Origin of the sequence: Phytopseudomonas argentinensis (genome assembly GCF_900113905.1) — a bacterium.
In the GTDB taxonomy this organism is placed as follows: Bacteria; Pseudomonadota; Gammaproteobacteria; order Pseudomonadales; family Pseudomonadaceae; genus Aquipseudomonas; species Aquipseudomonas argentinensis.
Map to the genome: position 1 here is coordinate 1,073,455 of NZ_FORC01000001.1, position 15,975 is coordinate 1,089,429.

The 15,975-nt window shown below is 60.4% G+C and carries 10 protein-coding genes; 5 read left to right on the top strand and 5 right to left on the bottom strand.

From position 1 onward, the window contains the following. The first annotated feature begins 264 nt into the window (after nucleotides 1-264). Entirely contained in the window at nucleotides 265-1,908 is a 1,644-nt protein-coding gene (locus BM154_RS04900) for a Na/Pi cotransporter family protein (RefSeq protein ID WP_074881243.1), read from the top strand. 8 nt (nucleotides 1,909-1,916) lie between these two features. Next, on the top strand, nucleotides 1,917-3,305 hold the full coding sequence (locus BM154_RS04905; RefSeq protein ID WP_074882382.1) for a M16 family metallopeptidase: 1,389 nt from the start codon (nucleotides 1,917-1,919) through the stop codon (nucleotides 3,303-3,305). A 73-nt stretch (nucleotides 3,306-3,378) separates the two neighbouring features. Here the strand turns inward: BM154_RS04905 and BM154_RS23740 are convergent, their stop codons facing one another. From BM154_RS23740 to BM154_RS23745, 4 genes are all read right to left on the bottom strand, one after another. Next, the gene (locus tag BM154_RS23740) at nucleotides 3,379-4,275 is read right to left on the bottom strand and encodes a tetratricopeptide repeat protein (protein ID WP_139225383.1); all 897 of its coding nucleotides are present in this window, start codon (nucleotides 4,273-4,275) and stop codon (nucleotides 3,379-3,381) included. Nucleotides 4,276-4,637: 362 nt separating this feature from the next. After that, on the bottom strand, nucleotides 4,638-4,814 hold the full coding sequence (locus BM154_RS24140) for a hypothetical protein (protein WP_167364648.1): 177 nt from the start codon (nucleotides 4,812-4,814) through the stop codon (nucleotides 4,638-4,640). 77 nt (nucleotides 4,815-4,891) lie between these two features. After that, nucleotides 4,892-5,518: a GAD-like domain-containing protein gene (locus BM154_RS04910; RefSeq protein WP_074881244.1), complete on the bottom strand. Its 627-nt coding sequence runs from the start codon at nucleotides 5,516-5,518 to the stop codon at nucleotides 4,892-4,894. 708 nt (nucleotides 5,519-6,226) lie between these two features. Next, nucleotides 6,227-7,402 (bottom strand): hypothetical protein, encoded by a 1,176-nt coding sequence (locus BM154_RS23745; protein ID WP_139225384.1) that lies wholly within the window; start codon nucleotides 7,400-7,402, stop codon nucleotides 6,227-6,229. Nucleotides 7,403-7,788: 386 nt separating this feature from the next. Here BM154_RS23745 and plsB point away from each other — a divergent pair, with 386 nt between their 5' ends. The 3 genes from plsB (at nucleotide 7,789) to BM154_RS04925 (ending at nucleotide 12,267) form a co-directional block, all read left to right on the top strand. Further along, a complete protein-coding gene (plsB, locus tag BM154_RS04915; RefSeq protein WP_074881245.1) occupies nucleotides 7,789-10,272 on the top strand; it encodes a glycerol-3-phosphate 1-O-acyltransferase PlsB in 2,484 nt (827 codons plus the stop codon). Nucleotides 10,273-10,431: 159 nt separating this feature from the next. Further along, a complete protein-coding gene (locus BM154_RS04920) occupies nucleotides 10,432-11,457 on the top strand; it encodes a peptidoglycan-binding domain-containing protein (protein ID WP_074881246.1) in 1,026 nt (341 codons plus the stop codon). Between the two features lie 132 nt (nucleotides 11,458-11,589). Beyond that, nucleotides 11,590-12,267, top strand: a complete 678-nt coding sequence (locus BM154_RS04925) for a DUF4197 domain-containing protein (RefSeq protein ID WP_074881247.1) — start codon at nucleotides 11,590-11,592, stop codon at nucleotides 12,265-12,267. 623 nt (nucleotides 12,268-12,890) lie between these two features. Here the strand turns inward: BM154_RS04925 and BM154_RS04930 are convergent. Then, nucleotides 12,891-15,971 (bottom strand): efflux RND transporter permease subunit, encoded by a 3,081-nt coding sequence (locus BM154_RS04930; protein ID WP_074881248.1) that lies wholly within the window; start codon nucleotides 15,969-15,971, stop codon nucleotides 12,891-12,893. Nucleotides 15,972-15,975 lie beyond the last annotated feature (4 nt).

Here is a 15,975-nt window from a genome sequence, read left to right on the forward strand (position 1 = left end):
CATGATGTACCTCCTTTGCTGTCGGTTGAGAGAAGGCGCGCATGCTAGGCGTATTGGCGGCTGCTTGCAACAGAGCACCGCGATTACGTGGCGCACCGCACAACCTGCCGGCCAAACAGCATTCCATTCCTTGCTTGGCAACCCGCGCTTCTACAACTACAGCTTGTAAGAGACAGCGGTGTTGGTGACCACACCTCAACGAACGCCGTCATCGGCAGTATCCCAAGCACCCGGGATCGAATCCGCATATTAGGGAGATGCGTGATGTTGACGCTGCTCAATCTGTTGTCCGCCATTGCCCTGCTCATCTGGGGCACCCATATCGTGCGTACCGGCATCCTGAGGGTGTACGGCTCGCAGCTGCGCCGCGTGCTCAGCCACAACGTCGGCAAGCGGCCAATGGCGTTCGTCGCCGGCATTGCGGTCACCGCACTGGTGCAGAGCAGCAACGCCACCGCGCTGCTGGTCACCTCCTTCGTCGGCCAGGGCCTGATGGCGCTGACCCCGGCACTGGCGATCATGCTCGGCGCCGATGTCGGCACCGCGCTGATGGCACGGGTGCTGACCTTCGATCTCAGCTGGCTGTCGCCGCTGCTGATCTTTCTCGGCGTGGTGTTCTTCCTGTCGCGCAAGCAGACCCGCGCCGGCCAGCTCGGCCGCGTGGGCATCGGCCTGGGGCTGATGATCCTAGCCCTGCAACTGATCGTCACCGCCGCCACACCGATCACCGAGGCCAAGGGCATCCACGTGCTGTTCGCCTCGCTGACCGGTGACGTGCTGCTCGATGCGGTGGTCGGCGCACTGTTCGCGCTGATTTCCTACTCCAGCCTGGCCGCGGTGCTGCTCACCGCCACCCTGACCGGCTCTGGCGTGATCGGCCTGCCGGTGGCCATTGGCCTGGTGATCGGCGCCAATATCGGCAGCGGCGTGCTGGCCTTTCTCAACGCCAGCATGCAGAGCCAGGCCGGCCGCCGCGTGGCCCTGGGCAGCCTGCTCTACAAGCTGATCGGTCTGGTTCTGGTGATCCCGGTGCTCGACCCACTGGCGCACTGGCTGGACAGCCTGAAATGGCACCCCGCCGAGCTGGTGATCGCCTTCCACGTGCTCTACAACAGCCTGCGCTGCCTGCTGATGCTGCCAACCCTGGGGCTGATGGCGCGCTTCTGCAACTGGCTGCTGCCTGATCGCCCGGACGTCAACGCCGTCGCCAAGGCCCGCCACCTCGATCCCACAGCGATTTCCACGCCGAGCCTGGCGCTGTCCAACGCAACGCGCGAGACCCTGCGCATCGGCGACCTGGTCGACAGCATGCTCGGCCATCTGCAGGATGCCCTGCGCGGCAGCCAGCCGATTCTTGCCAAGGACCTGCGCCGCATCGACGACGACATCGATGCCCTGTACACCGCCGTGAAGCTGTATCTGGCCCAGGTTCAGCAGGAAGACCTGAGCGAAACGGACAGCCGGCGCTGGGCCGAGATCATCGAGTTCTCCTCGAATCTGGAACGGGCCGGCGACATCATCGAGCGCATGCTCGGCAAGATCCAAGACGAGAAGACCGCCCAGCGCCATGCCTTTTCCGAAAGCGGCCTGGAGGAGCTCAGTGCGCTGCACGAACGCCTGCTGGGCAACCTGCGCCTGGGCCTGTCGGTGTTCTTCTCCGCCGACGCCGATGCCGCCCGGCAATTGCTCCGCGAAAAACGCCGCTTCCGCATCCAGGAGCGCCGGCTCACCCATTTACATGTCGAACGTCTGCATAGGCAGGTGGTCAAGAGTCTGGAAACCAGCTCACTGCACCTGGAACTGATCGACGACATGAAACGCCTCAACTCACTGTTCTGCGCAAGCGCCTATGCCGTACTCGGCAGCCACGAAACCGGTGCCCTGCTCGCCGAAGAAGGTGGCGAATAGTGCGGGCCATGGCCCGCTCACTGACGCTGCTGCTGGGGCTGATGCTGATGCTGTGCAGCCAGCTATGGGCCGCCGACCGCCTGAAGGTCGAGGGCTACCCGCTGGACAACGGCCTGCAGCTGATCCTCAAGCCCACCGCCGAGCGCGGCCACGTGTCGATTCGCCTGGTGGTCGGGGTCGGCTTCGACCAGTTCGACTGCGACCAGAAAGAATTACCCCACCTGCTCGAACACCTGCTGTTCAGCGGCATCGACGCCAGCGGCGAAGCCGGGCTGGAAGAGCGCATGCAGGCCCTGGGTGGCGACTGGAATGCCTTCACCCGCGACAGCGACACCACCTTCGTCCTTGAGGTGCCCGCCGCCAACCAGCGTGCGGCGCTGGACCTGCTGCTCGCCGCACTGTTCAACACCGAGTTCACGCCCGAACGTGTCGAGGCGGCCAAGCAAGTGATCGTTCACGAAAATGGCGAACACCCCGCTGCCTGGCAGCGCCTGCTGGGCGCTTCGAGCAAGCGCAACGACGCCACCGAACAGGTTGCCGCGGAGCTGGGCCAGGCCTGCGCCGAACAGGATTCGCTGGAGCGCCTGGACGCTGCCACCCTGGAGCGTGTACACGAACAGTGGTACGTGGCCAACAACATGACCCTGATCATGGTCGGCGACCTGGATCGCCGCCTGCCCGCCTACCTGGAGCGGCGCTTCGGCGAGCTTCCGCCAGGCCCGATGCCCGAGCTGCGTGAACTGCCGGAAAGCACTGGTCACGCCGCGCCCGAGCGCACAATGACAACCGGGCTGGTCGGCGATACCGCGCAGGTCAACCTGATCTTCACCGAGCCCTGGGTCGGCGAGCTCGACCAGGGCACCTGGCAGCTGCTGCGCGACTACCTGCAATGGGCGGTGTACCGCGACCTGCGCCTGGAACAAGGCCTGGCTTACAGCCCCAGCGTGGAGCGCAGCGCCTACGGCAGCAGCAGCTTCTTCAGCATCAACGCCGAGGTGGCGCGCAAGGATGTGGCGCAAGCCCAGCAGCGCCTGCATGAATTGCTCCAGCACCTTGCCAAGGACGGCCTGGACGACGTCACGCTGGAACGCCTGCGCAGCGTCGCCCTCGCCCGCCAGAACTGGATGGCGCAAGGCAACAGCGCCCTGGCCGATACCTACTGGAGCTCCCTGGGCAGTTATGAAGAGGGCCGCTTCGCCGACCCGGCGCCGGAACTACGCAAGATCCACACCGCCCAGCTCGATGCGGCGCTTAACCTGCTGCTCAAGCAGCCGAGCTATCTGCGCGTCGAGCAACCGCTGCTGAGCACCAGCGGCCTGTATGGGGTGGGCGCAGTGGCCGCGTTGGTACTGCTGTTGGCCCTGGTCGGCCTGGTCAGTTTGCTGCGCCGCCGCTAAGGAATTAATGGGTCAGGTTCACTGATTTAGCTGCATGCCCAGATCAATGATCTCTGACCCCAGCGATTTCGCACTATTCTCGCGGTATTTTTTCTCCTCTAGAAATAACGACAGGAGCAACTATTACCTGAAACACCTCCCCCTCAGGATAAATAAATTCATCCGCCATTCTTAATAGTGACATGGAGGCAAGTATTTGCTCATCAATACTGGGATCGCCACTGCTTTCTTCGACTGACACTTCAGGCATACTTCTGCCAATTCGAGAGACTAGGCGAATTTTTGCCGTTGCTGGCGAGGTCACACCGACTGATAGCCGCCAAAGTTTATCTTTATATATTCGACTGCCGATAGCGTCTTTCAAACCTTGAAGCCAAAGTTGGTTATATTTAGCCTCCTGCGCCAATTCAAGCGTTATACCTTCGCTACGCAAGCGTCTCATCTCAATCCACGCCTCGTCGCCATACTTTTTGGATTTCGATATATAGAGATCCAGAGCGGCTTTCGGGTCTACCGCTCCCCCCTTTCCACCCTCCATCAATTTACCAAGCTCGGTAGTAGCTTGTAGTGAACCCGCATCCGATGCGCGCTTGTAGAGCTGCCTTGCCAGCACATAGTCAACCTCTTGCCCGCGTCCCAGCTTAGCCATTCGCCCAAGTGCTAAGTACGCTGCGGGGTTAGCCTCTGCAGCAGCCTGGTACACCTCTCTTGCTTTATCATAATCAATAGGCACGGAAACCCCTCGCTCATACCAACTAGCGAGCAGCACCCGGCAAAGGTAGTTTCCAGTATTTGCAAAACTGTTGACTTCCATAAATTCATCAGCAGTAATATCCGCCCGTTCCAGATACCTCAAGCACTCAGCACCCTCAACTGGCGAAATTTTGTAGTAGCTATGTGGCGTAGGGCTTTTACAGGCGCCTACAAAAAGGAAAACGAACAAAAGAAAAAACAACTTAACTATAGACATATAGTAAAGACCACTACCTACAAGGCAAAAACTCAAAATAGCATTAAGGAAAAGCACGAAACATTAATGAAGCCATATCAACAGATATCAGAGTCATTGATTTAGCTGCACGCATGAATCATGACCCTGCCCCCCATTGTTAGCAATGATCGTGACCCAACCGTTCAATTCATCAATCAAAATCCCTTCAACTTCTCTATTACTAGACCATCTATTTGCTCAATATCCAAGTCTGGATTTGCAGGTTCCCTAGTCATTTCAGCCAAAAGCTCTCGTTCCTTAAGCCCATCTTCATCACTCCCAGGAAAGCTATAAGACAAACCTATACCAGATGCAAATTTTTCTGCATTACCAGGAAGAACTCATAACTCATGCAGCCTATGAGCTACTAGAAACTGCTGCAGATCACGCAAATCATCTGCCTCAAACATCTGGGAAAAACCAAAGCAGTCATTGCCATAGTATTCCACCGGAATTGTTTTACCAAGCAGCAAGCCACTTTTACAATGCATACAGACCAGATAGTAACTTACCGACATCACGGCCTCCATATTACGACACCCATCGAAAGGAGACAGATCCCCCTTGTGCATTCCCTATCGCTATAACACTGCCATTACTGCTCGGACCACCGCCGCAGCTGCTCAAGAATCGTCAAATGCACATCCATATTCAGCTTTACCATATGCCCGAGATCAGCCTTTCCGCCAATACACAGCGCAGGCTCGAACGCGTACATTTCATTCTCCTCCAACGGCCCCAGTTTCATTAGCGCGCGCCTGAACAACGGCTTGCCTTGATTATCTTCAAAATCGAGGCTTTCCCGACTAATGGACCCGAGAAAAATACCTAAGGCTCGATCCGGTTGGGGGTTGGGTTTCTGAAGCTGACTCTTAAGAGCAACGATACCGCCAGCTAAGCTCGATATCGTGATCTTGCGCTGATAGCGCTCACCCCAGGCATATAGTGAGCCGAACGCATCCCTAGCAATAACATGGTAATTATCGATCTCGGCCAGAACGCTTCCTTGCAACCAACTATCAAGCGTGGCCTTATAAGAATCAGGATTTACGATCCAAAACAGTCCATCCGCATAAGAACACCAGCCCTCCTCGCGCCAGTAACCCAGCAGGGAACCGGGCAATCTAGAACGATATTTTTCGACACTAGAACCGGGCACCTGTCGATGTGAGTTTGCTTCACCCAAATTATCAATAAACGACTGAAAAAATTCGTCTCTCACTTTCAGCTCCCTCGAAACGTGGTAGGGCGTACTCGCGAATCAGTACGCCGTTGTGTCAGGATCGATATGATTTGGCGGACTACTCGCTTCACTCCTGAATCTGCCCTACGAGCTATCACATGCTCAAGGAGAAACAGCCATTTGATGTAAACCGCTGTTTCGCCTGAGGCTAGTGAAGGTGGCAGCAGGTCAGCCGGAAAAAGGACTGGATGCGAGCCAGCGAGTCTGAGTGGAGACCTGCTGCCACCGTCTGAGTGTGCTGATCCGAGTTGCCTGCCAAGTGAGCCAGAAGAGACTGGACGTATAGTTCTTATACGAGCCGCGGTTCTGTGAAACGGTTTGGACACATTGGCGGCACCAACGTTTCTCTGGGAGGTTTCCCGCCAGGGCCGTGCTGGTCGTTAGCTACCGCTTGATCCATATGGTTGACTGGCGCGACTCGGTCGCAGCCAAGAACGAGGAAACGGGCTCGACCGGATCAACCCATCAGGTTCGGCGTTGGAAAACTCTGCCCTTAAAGCGGATGGCTTTGAGTCTTCGCGAGGCCGGCTAATGGGTGTCCCCTTTTCCGTTTTGCCGGTAGGCATGCTGCATGAGCACAGCTCGCTCAATGACTCTGAAGCCATCGATTCAAGGCTTCTAAAATTTAAAAGCCACTCATTCGATCCAGTAAAGAGACTACTAATGTCAGCCTCTGCAATCACAATTTTACTCACCTACAACCCTAAATCCTGTAGGAAAGTCCATTAGGTGCACATCTATTACCCGACCCAATACCGGATCATTACGAATACCAATTCCGTTCTGCTTGCTATAAGACGGTGGAACCCAATACCAATCACCAGCGTATGGATCAGTAGCCCTGTAGTTTTCTACCAAAATGCTGCCGTCTTTTGCCAGGCGAGAAGATCGGATTTCTGGGCGTTCACCCGGTTTGAGTTGCAAGGACATTAATCTGACCTCAAGCTCTGCAAACTGCGCATGAGTTACTTTGCGCAGCTTTCGCTCTCCATCGGCTCTGCCAATCAATTGTCCATTGGGCCTCAAAAGCTCACCCCAACTTCCCGGCCCAATCGGATCGGGCATTTGATAACCGCATTCGCGCAAAAATAGTATAGCGCGCTGCCGATTGAGACCGTCACGAAATCTGCGCATAGCTGTCTTATTATCGTAACTCTCCTTCAACCTCTTACAAAAATCAGCACGATAACTGTCCCACAGAGCTAAACGCTGTTTTGGAACAGGATTGATCTGTAAGCTGGCCAGTACCGGCTCAATGAATTCCCTATCTAGGTTGGTTGGAGCGTGGTCTGGCGGTAGCCTCTCGCTAGCACCAATATGGATGGGGAAATTCGAGCCGCTAACTGACTCCCAGCAGAAGTAGTCGAGCACCCTGCGAAGAAAAAGTCCAGTATCGCTATCCGAGTAGAAACGTGCACAGCGCCCACCTTGCCAGTCCACCCAACTTGCGGTAACCAAACGGGAAATATGACTTCGCTCACTGAGGTATTCTTTGTAATCCTCAAAAAATTTGTCAGGCGGCAAATAGTATTCTGTGCGCGCGTGCCCCGCGCGAAAGAGCATAGAGTAGACACCGCCCACAGACATCTGCGATTCGTTGGCAATAACACTGGGAACCTCTACAGATACACTGTCGATTCGAGAGTTATAGCTATAGTCAGGCCAATTACGACAGGAGGCCTGCCTGAATAAGAGCGGCAATTGAAAACTGATACGCTGCATATCGGTGATGCGTTGCTTTGCTCTTTCGCACAGAGGATAAAAAACCACTCCATTTTCCACCACCCCATATTCCATTTGATAACTTCTGCAACCGCTTAGCAATATCAGCAGAAAGCCCAAAGTTAAGAAATATTTACTCATTCAAGCCTCCTAAAATCACCCTGACTATCGAGCAGTGTTGGCTTGATTATAATGTCACGTATCTGTGCATCCGCACTGTCAGGCGCCGAAGGCTTGCAGGAGACACACGCAAAATTGCTGTGCGGACTGCGCTCGCCAAACAAGCTGGTCACGCTAAACAGGGCCCCAATGTGCGCGCCGCCGGATCATCCGAATACTGCCAGTAAGCCGTCTATGCGCTAAAGCTGCCTTAACACGGATGCAGGCGGAAACTTTCTGCGCAGTAAGCACCCGCAACCGCCCTTTTCGCAACGAAACGGCAACTTTTACAAGATTTTGCCGACAGGGCGGCGATCCGGCACACTAGCGGCCCCGAGCTTCGGCTCGTCGCCGCAGCCAGATTTCGTATGACCCGCTCCCCGCTTCGCCGCCTTGCCTTCGGTACCCTGCGCCGCCTGCTGTATCTGTGGGTGCGCTCGGAAACCATCAACCAGTCGGCCTTCACCCTCAAGCTCGACCGCAGCAAGCCGGTGTTCTACGTGCTGCAGCAGCCGTCGGTGAGCGACCTGGCGGTGCTCGATCACGAGTGCACCAAGGCCAACCTGCCGCGCCCGGTGCTGCCCGTGGCGGTAGGCGAGCTGGTCGAACCGGCGGCGTTCTTCTACCTGACGCCGGAGCCCGACTGGATCGGCCGTCAGGACAAGCGCGGCATCTCGCCGACCCTGCAGCGCATGGTCGGCGCCCTCAGCGAACAGGCCGCCGAGCAGGCGCAGATCATTCCGGTCAGCGTGTTCTGGGGCCAATCGCCGAACCGCGAAACCAGCCCCTGGAAGCTCTTGTTCGCCGACAGCTGGGCGGTCACCGGCCGCCTGCGCCGGCTGGTGAGTATCCTGATTCTGGGTCGCACCACCCGTGTGCAGTTCTCCACACCGATCCAGCTGCGCGAGCTGATCGAGCAGAACAAGGGCCAGGAACGCACCCTGCGCATGGTGCACCGCATCCTGCGGGTGCACTTTCGCAACCAGAAGGCGGCGGTCATCGGCCCGGACGTGTCGCACCGTCGCAACCTGGTCAAGGGCCTGGTGCATGGTCCCCAGGTGCGCCAGGCGATTGCCGACGAAGCCGAGCGCGAGAAGTTCTCCGTCGAGAAAGCCGAGGCCCTGGCCCTGCGTTATGGCAACGAGATCGCCTCGGACTACACCTACACGGCGATCCGTTTTCTCGAGCTGATCCTGTCGTGGTTCTGGAACAAGATCTACGACGGCATCAAGGTCAACCATATAGAAGGCGTGCAGGACATCGCCCAGGGTCACGAAGTGATCTACGTGCCCTGCCACCGCAGCCACATCGACTACCTGCTGCTGTCCTACCTGCTGTTTCGCAACGGCCTGACACCGCCGCACATCGCCGCTGGCATCAACCTCAACATGCCGATCATCGGCGGCCTGCTGCGCCGCGGCGGTGCCTTCTTCATGCGCCGCACCTTCAAGGGCAACCCGCTGTACACCGCGGTGTTCAACGAATACCTGCACACCCTGATCAGCAAGGGTTACCCGGTGGAATACTTCGTCGAGGGTGGTCGCTCACGTACCGGGCGCATGCTGCGGCCGAAGACCGGCATGCTCGCCATCACCCTGCGCAGCTACCTGCAGAGCCATCGCCTGCCGGTGGTGTTCGTGCCGGTGTACATCGGCTACGAACGGGTGCTGGAGGGCCGCACCTACCTGGGCGAGCTGCGCGGGGCGAGCAAGAAGAAGGAATCGATCTTCGATATCTTCAAGGTCATTGGCGCACTCAAGCAGCGCTTCGGTCACGTCTGGGTCAACTTCGGTGAGCCGATCAAGCTCGACGCCTTTCTCGATGCCCAGCAGCCCGACTGGCGTGAGCAGAATTTGGGCCCGGATTATCGCCCGGCCTGGCTGAACGACACCACCAACCGTCTCGGCGAGCGGGTGGCTCAGCGCCTCAACGAGGCCGCGGCGATCAACCCGGTCAACCTGGTGGCCCTGGCGTTGCTGTCGACCAGCAAGCTGGCGCTGGACGAACGCGCCCTGGTGCGCATTCTCGACCTGTATCAGAGCCTGCTGCGCCGCGTGCCCTACTCGCCGCACACCACCGTGCCGGAAGGCGACGGCCTGGCGCTGATCGAGCACGTGCGCGGCATGGAATTGCTCTCCGAGCAGAAGGATGCCCTGGGTCGCATCCTTTATCTGGATGAGCAGAACGCGGTGCTGATGACCTACTACCGCAACAACGTGCTGCACATCTTCGCCCTGCCCGGGCTGATCGCCAGCTTCTTCCAGAGCAGCGGGCGGATGAGCCGTGAGCAGATCCTGCGCTTCGTCCACGCGTTGTACCCGTACCTGCAGTCCGAGCTGTACATCCGCTGGGCCGACAAGGAGCTCGACGAGGTGGTCGACCAGTGGCTCGAAGCCTTCGTCGAGCAGGGCCTGCTCAAGCGGGAGAACGATCTCTATGTGCGCCCGGCGCCCAGCTCGCGCAACTTCGTGCTGCTGACCCTGCTGTCGCGTGCCATCGCCCAGACCCTGCAGCGCTTCTACATGGCCAGCGCCCTGCTGCTCAACGCCGGGCAGAACACCATCAGCGCCGAGGAACTGGAGGAGCTGTGCACGGTCATGGCCCAGCGCCTGTCGATCCTGCATGGGCTCAACGCGCCGGAGTTCTTCGACAAGAGCCTGTTCCGTCATTTCATCCAGACGCTGCTCGACCAGGGCGTGCTGCGCAAGGACGAAGCCGGCAAGCTCAGCCACCCGCCGGCCTTCGCCGAACTGGCCGAAGGCGCCGCCAAGCGCGTGCTGCCGGCCGAGATTCGCCTGTCGATCCGCCAGGTGACCATGGATCGCAGCGAGGAGCTGATCGACGGGCTCTGACACGCCGGCCATCCCATGAAGGCGCCGAGTGCGCCGGGCGTTATTGAGGTTTGCCGCCACAGCCCCTAATATGCGTCGTTGGGGCCACTTAGGGCAGGGATTTTCGTGCGTTATCACACCATTTTAGGATCACTGGCGATCGTGGTTTCCGGTTGCGTCATGCAACCGACCGCATCGACCTCTCAAGAAGAAAAGCCGGCGCAACCGGCTCCCGTCGCAGAACAGACCGCCGCCGCACCCGCCAGCGCGCAACCCGCGCCGCAGCCGGTTGCCGCCGCTACGCCGAGTGAGGCGCCCGCCGCCACGCCAGTGACCCGCGAGCCCCAGGAATACGAAATCCAGCCTGGCCAGTGCTGGGTGCATGCCCAGGTTCGCCCGCGCCCGGTGCAGAGCACCCAGGAAGTGGTGGTCAAGGACTCGGTCAACAAGATCACCGTCACCCCCGCCGAGCTGGAGAAGGGCTTCAAGCAGGTGGTCACCCGTGAAGGCACCAAGACCTATCGCATCGAGCCGCCGACCTACCGGGTAGTGTCCGAGCAGGTGAAGATTCGCCCGGAAGTGAAGCGCTACATCGTGGTGCCGGCCGTTTACGAAGACGTCAAGGAAACCGTGACCCTCGAAGAAGCCAAGACCGTACTCGACCAGTGCCGCGCCGCCGGTACCCGCTATTCGAGCGGCACCGGCGCCATGTCCTTCTGCGCCCGCCAGGTGCCGGCCAAGCAGGAAGTGGTCAAGGTCAAGAAGCTGGTGTCGCCGGAAACCGTGCGGGTGGAAACCGACCCCGCGCAGTACAAGAGCGTGACCCGCTGGATCGTCGACAAGCCGGCCCAGGCCGTGGAAGTCACCCTGGATCCGGAATACACCAAGGTCGCCTCCACCGAAGTGGTGCGGCCGGTGGAAGCCAACCAGATCATCCTGCCGGAAGAGAAGCGCCAGCTGCAGGTCACCCGCTTCGAGGGCACCGCACGTATCGTCTCGCGGCAGACCATTTGCGACCCGGACATCAATGACGACCTGGTCACCCGCCTGCAGCAGAGCCTGGTCAAGCGAGGCTTCAACCCGGGCCGTGTCGACGGCAAGCTCGGCAAGCGCACCCTCGATGCGCTGACCGAGTTCCAGACCGCCAACGGCCTGGCCGTCGGTGCCCTGACCCTGGAAAGCCTGACCGCCCTGGAAGTCCAGTAACGCCGAACCGGCACGCCTGCCAAGGGCGTGCCGTCATCCCCGCTGCATCCCCCTGCTGCGCTCAACCTTCGCCGATCAGCGCGCCAGCCTGCTAAGCTCGCTGCTTATCTCCACCGCTCGAAGGTTACCGCCATGCTCCGCATCTCCGCTCTCGTCGCCGGCCTGTTGCTGTCTGCCAACGTGTTCGCCCTGTCGCTTTCCGACCTCAGCCAGCAGGACGCCAGCGGCGGCCTCAAGGATGCCCTCACCCAGGGCGCCAAGGTGGCCGTGCAGCAGCTCGGCAAGCCAGGCGGCTTCAGCAACAACCCCGAAGTGCGCATCGAGCTGCCCGGCAAACTCGGCAAGGCCGCCAAGACCATGAAGATGATGGGCATGGGCGCCCAGGTCGAGCAGCTGGAAACCAGCATGAACAAGGCTGCCGAGGCTGCCGTGCCGCAGGCCCAGGCGCTGCTGGTCGACGCGGTGAAGAAGATGAGCGTGCAGGATGCCAAGAGCATCCTCTCCGGCCCTCAGGACTCGGCTACCCAGTACCTGAACAAGAGCAGCCGCGAGCAGATCCGCGCCAAGTTCCTGCCTATCGTCAAACAGGCCACCGACCAGGTCGGCCTGGCCAAGCAATACAACGGCTTCGCCAGCCAGGCGGCGACCTTCGGCGTGCTCGACGCCAAGAGCGCGAATATCGAAAGCTACGTGACCGAGCAGGCCCTCGACGGCCTGTTCGACATGATCGCCAAGCAGGAAGCCAGCATCCGCGAAAACCCGGCCGCGGCGGCTACCAGCCTGGCGAAGAAGGTGTTTGGCGCGCTCTAAGCGGCGAGCTGTACGCAAAAGGGGCTGGCGCGTTATGTGCCAGCCCCTTTTTTATTCTGCGTTGTGAGCGCGGGGTTGGTGGACGGACGAATAAAGCGTCATCCACCTTACGACTGGAATGGCTGCAAAGTGGCGGAAGCGGCCGTTCGGCCGCTTTGGCTTTTGGGTGCTCCTCATGCCACAGAATTATCAGGCGCTACCAAGCGCCCCTTCAGGAGGCCGAGTGGAATCATTGTGCAGGGGGGCGAGCCGCATGGATGCGGCGAGAGGCCTGATGGGCCATGGATGGCCCTTCCAGGCCGGCCCCCGGAACAATGATGGAACGAGGGAACCCCAGCGAAGCTGGGGCCGGATGTCGGGGCTAGACCTTTTGGTTTCTTTTGGCGGGGCCGGCCATCCGGGCGATGCCAAAAGAAACCCGCTCGACAGAGCGGAACCGAACAAAAGAGCAATGCGATAACGATGGCAAACCACTGCTCAAGCATGCGCAGCGAGCTGTCCAGAAAACTCGAGGCTAAAGCCTCTCCCACAATAGCTTTACTCACCGTCCGCTTCTGCCTTATTGCTGACACGGGACGAGACGTTTCCGGCCCCAAAAAATCATGACCCGTGCTTTTTGGCGGTTACCCGCAGCCTGCCGTGTCGCTCGGTTTGACCCGAAACCACGCCGCATACAGCGCCGGCAAGAACAGCAGGGTCAGCGCCGTGGCCACCACCAGCCCGCCCATGATCGCCACCGCCATCGGCCCGAAGAACACGCTACGCGACAGCGGAATCATCGCCAGTACCGCGGCCAACGCGGTCAGCACGATGGGCCGGAAGCGCCGCACGGTGGCTTCGACTATGGCGTTCCAACTGTCCAGCCCCGCTTCGCGGTCCTGCTCGATCTGGTCGACCAGAATCACCGAGTTGCGCATGATCATGCCCGACAGCGCGATGGTGCCGAGCATCGCCACGAAACCGAACGGCTGGCCGAACAGCAGCAGGAACAGGGTCACGCCGATCAGCCCCAGTGGCGCGGTAAGAAATACCATGGTCATGCGCGAGAAGCTCTTGAGCTGCAGCATCAGCAGGGTCAGCACCACCACCACGAACAAGGGCACGCCGGCCGCCACCGAGGCCTGGCCCTTGGAGGAATCCTCCACCGAGCCGCCCACTTCCAGCAGGTAGCCATCGGGCAGGCTGGCGCGGATATCGGCCAGGGTCGGAAGAATCTGTTGGGTCAAGGTAGCCGGCTGCTGAGGCCCGTAGATATCGGCGCGCACCGTGACCGTCGGCAGGCGGTTGCGATGCCAGATCACGCCCTCTTCGAAGCCGTATTCCAGGGTGGCGATCTGCGCCAGCGCCACGCTCTTGCCGCTGTCGGTGGGCACTGCCAGGCTTGGCAGCAGTTGCAGCGCCTGGCGCTCGGCCGAGGTGCCGCGCAGGAGGATTTCGATCAGCTCGTTGTCCTCGCGGTAATCGCTGACCGACGAGCCATTGAGAGAGCTGCGCAGGAACCTGGCCACCTCGGCGGTGCTCACGCCCAACGCGCGGGCACGCTCCTGGTCGATGTTCAGGTACACCACCTTGCTCGGCTCCTGCCAATCCAGGTGCACATTGACCACATGGGGGTTGTCACGCACCTTGTCGGCGACCTGGCGGGCCAGGGCGCGCACTTCGTCGATATGCTCGCCGGAGACCCGGAACTGCACCGGGTAGCCCACCGGCGGGCCGTTCTCCAGCCGGGAGATACGCGTGCGTAGGCTCGGGAAGTCGTCATGCAGTACGCCGATCAGCCAGGCGCGTACGGCTTCGCGTTCCTCGATGGAGGTGGCCAGCACCACGATCTGCGCGAAGCTGGTGGCCGGCAACTGCTGATCCAGCGGCAGGTAGAAGCGCGGCGACCCGGTGCCGACATAGGCCACGTAGTTGTCCACACCCGGGTGACCGGCCAGGCGCGCTTCCAGGCGGCGCACCTCGGCCTCGGTGGCGATCAGCGATGCGCCTTCGGCCAGCTTGAAATCGACCATCAGCTCCAGGCGCCCCGAAGCGGGAAAGAATTGCTGCGGCACGAAGCGGAACAGAAAGATCGAGCCGACGAACAGCGCCAGGGTCAGCACGATGACCGTCTTGCGCCAGCGCACGCACCAATCCACCAGACGCCGAACGCGCTGATAGAAAGGCGTCGAATAAGGGTCATGCCCGCCCGTGCCGCCATGCTTGAGGGCAGCGCGCTTGGCCAGATCCGGCAGCAGGCGCGCGCCTAGGTACGGCACGAACATCACCGCCGCCACCCAGGACATCAGCAGGGCAATGGTCACCACCTGGAAGATCGAGCGGGTGTATTCGCCGGTGCCCGACTGCGCGGTGGCAATCGGCAGAAAGCCCGCCGCGGTGATCAGGGTGCCGGTGAGCATCGGGAATGCCGTGCTGGTCCAGGCGAAGCTCGCCGCCTTGAGGCGGTCGTAGCCCTGCTCCATCTTGATCGCCATGATCTCCACGGCAATGATCGCGTCGTCCACCAGCAGGCCCAGGGCCAGCACCAGGGCGCCGAGGGAAATCTTGTGCAGGCCGATGTTCAGGTAGTACATGGCGGCGAAGGTCATCGCCAGTACCAGCGGAATCGACAGCGCCACCACCAGCCCGGTGCGCAGCCCGAGGGAAAAGAAGCTGACCAGCAGCACGATGATCAGCGCCTCGGTGAGCACCTTGACGAATTCGCCGACGCCGGTCTTCACCGCCGCCGGCTGGTCCGACACCTTGCGCAGCTGCATGCCCGCCGGCAGGTTGTTCTGCAGGCGGGTGAACTCGCCCTCCAGCGCCTTGCCGAGCACCAGGATGTCGCCGCCGGGCTTCATGGAGACCGCCAGGCCGATGGCGTCCTCGCCCATGAAGCGCATGCGCGGCGCCGGTGGGTCGTTGAAGCCACGGCTGACCTCGGCCACATCGCCGATGCGGAAGGTGCGATCGGCCACACGGATGGGGAAATCGCGAATCTGCTCGACCGTCTCGAAATTGCCGCTGACCCGCAGTTGCACGCGGTCGGAGCCGGTCTCGAAGAAGCCCGCCACGGGCATGGCGTTCTGCTGTTCGAGGGCCTGCTGTACGGCGGTAAGCGGCAAACCGAGGGTGGCCAGCTTGGTGTTGGACAGCTCGATCCAGATCTTCTCGTCCTGCAGGCCGATCAGTTCGACCTTGCCGACATCCTTCACGCGCTGCAGCTGCAGTTGCACGCGGTCGGCGTAATCCTTGAGCACCGCGTAGTCGAAACCGTTGCCGGTCAGCGCGTAGATATTGCCGAAGGTGGTACCGAACTCGTCGTTGAAGAACGGCCCCTGGATACCGGCGGGCAGGGTATGGCGGATGTCGCCGATCTTCTTGCGCAGCTGGTACCAGAGTTCGGGAATTTCGTCGGAGTGCATCGAGTCGCGAGCCATGAAGGTGACCTGGGACTCGCCGGGCCGCGAGAACGACACGATGCGCTCGTACTCGCCGGTTTCCATCAGCTTCTTCTCGATGCGCTCGGTGACCTGGCGCGCGACCTGCTCGGCGGTGGCTCCGGGCCAGTTGGTCTTCACCACCATGGCCTTGAAGGTGAACGGCGGGTCCTCGCTCTGCCCCAGCTTGGTGTAGGACAGCGCACCGACGACACCGAGCAGCAACATCAGGTAGAGCACGATCTGGCGGTGCTGCAGCGCCCAAGCGGAGAGGTTGAACGACATCGGG

Coding starts and splice junctions, on each gene's coding strand:
- BM154_RS24140 (WP_167364648.1), bottom strand. CDS start 4,814: ATGTCGGTAAGTTACTATCTGGTCTGTATGCATTGTAAAAGTGGCTTG.
- BM154_RS04900 (WP_074881243.1), top strand. CDS start 265: ATGTTGACGCTGCTCAATCTGTTGTCCGCCATTGCCCTGCTCATCTGG.
- BM154_RS04925 (WP_074881247.1), top strand. CDS start 11,590: ATGCTCCGCATCTCCGCTCTCGTCGCCGGCCTGTTGCTGTCTGCCAAC.
- plsB (WP_074881245.1), top strand. CDS start 7,789: ATGACCCGCTCCCCGCTTCGCCGCCTTGCCTTCGGTACCCTGCGCCGC.
- BM154_RS23745 (WP_139225384.1), bottom strand. CDS start 7,402: ATGAGTAAATATTTCTTAACTTTGGGCTTTCTGCTGATATTGCTAAGC.
- BM154_RS23740 (WP_139225383.1), bottom strand. CDS start 4,275: ATGTCTATAGTTAAGTTGTTTTTTCTTTTGTTCGTTTTCCTTTTTGTA.
- BM154_RS04905 (WP_074882382.1), top strand. CDS start 1,917: ATGGCCCGCTCACTGACGCTGCTGCTGGGGCTGATGCTGATGCTGTGC.
- BM154_RS04920 (WP_074881246.1), top strand. CDS start 10,432: ATGCAACCGACCGCATCGACCTCTCAAGAAGAAAAGCCGGCGCAACCG.
- BM154_RS04930 (WP_074881248.1), bottom strand. CDS start 15,971: ATGTCGTTCAACCTCTCCGCTTGGGCGCTGCAGCACCGCCAGATCGTG.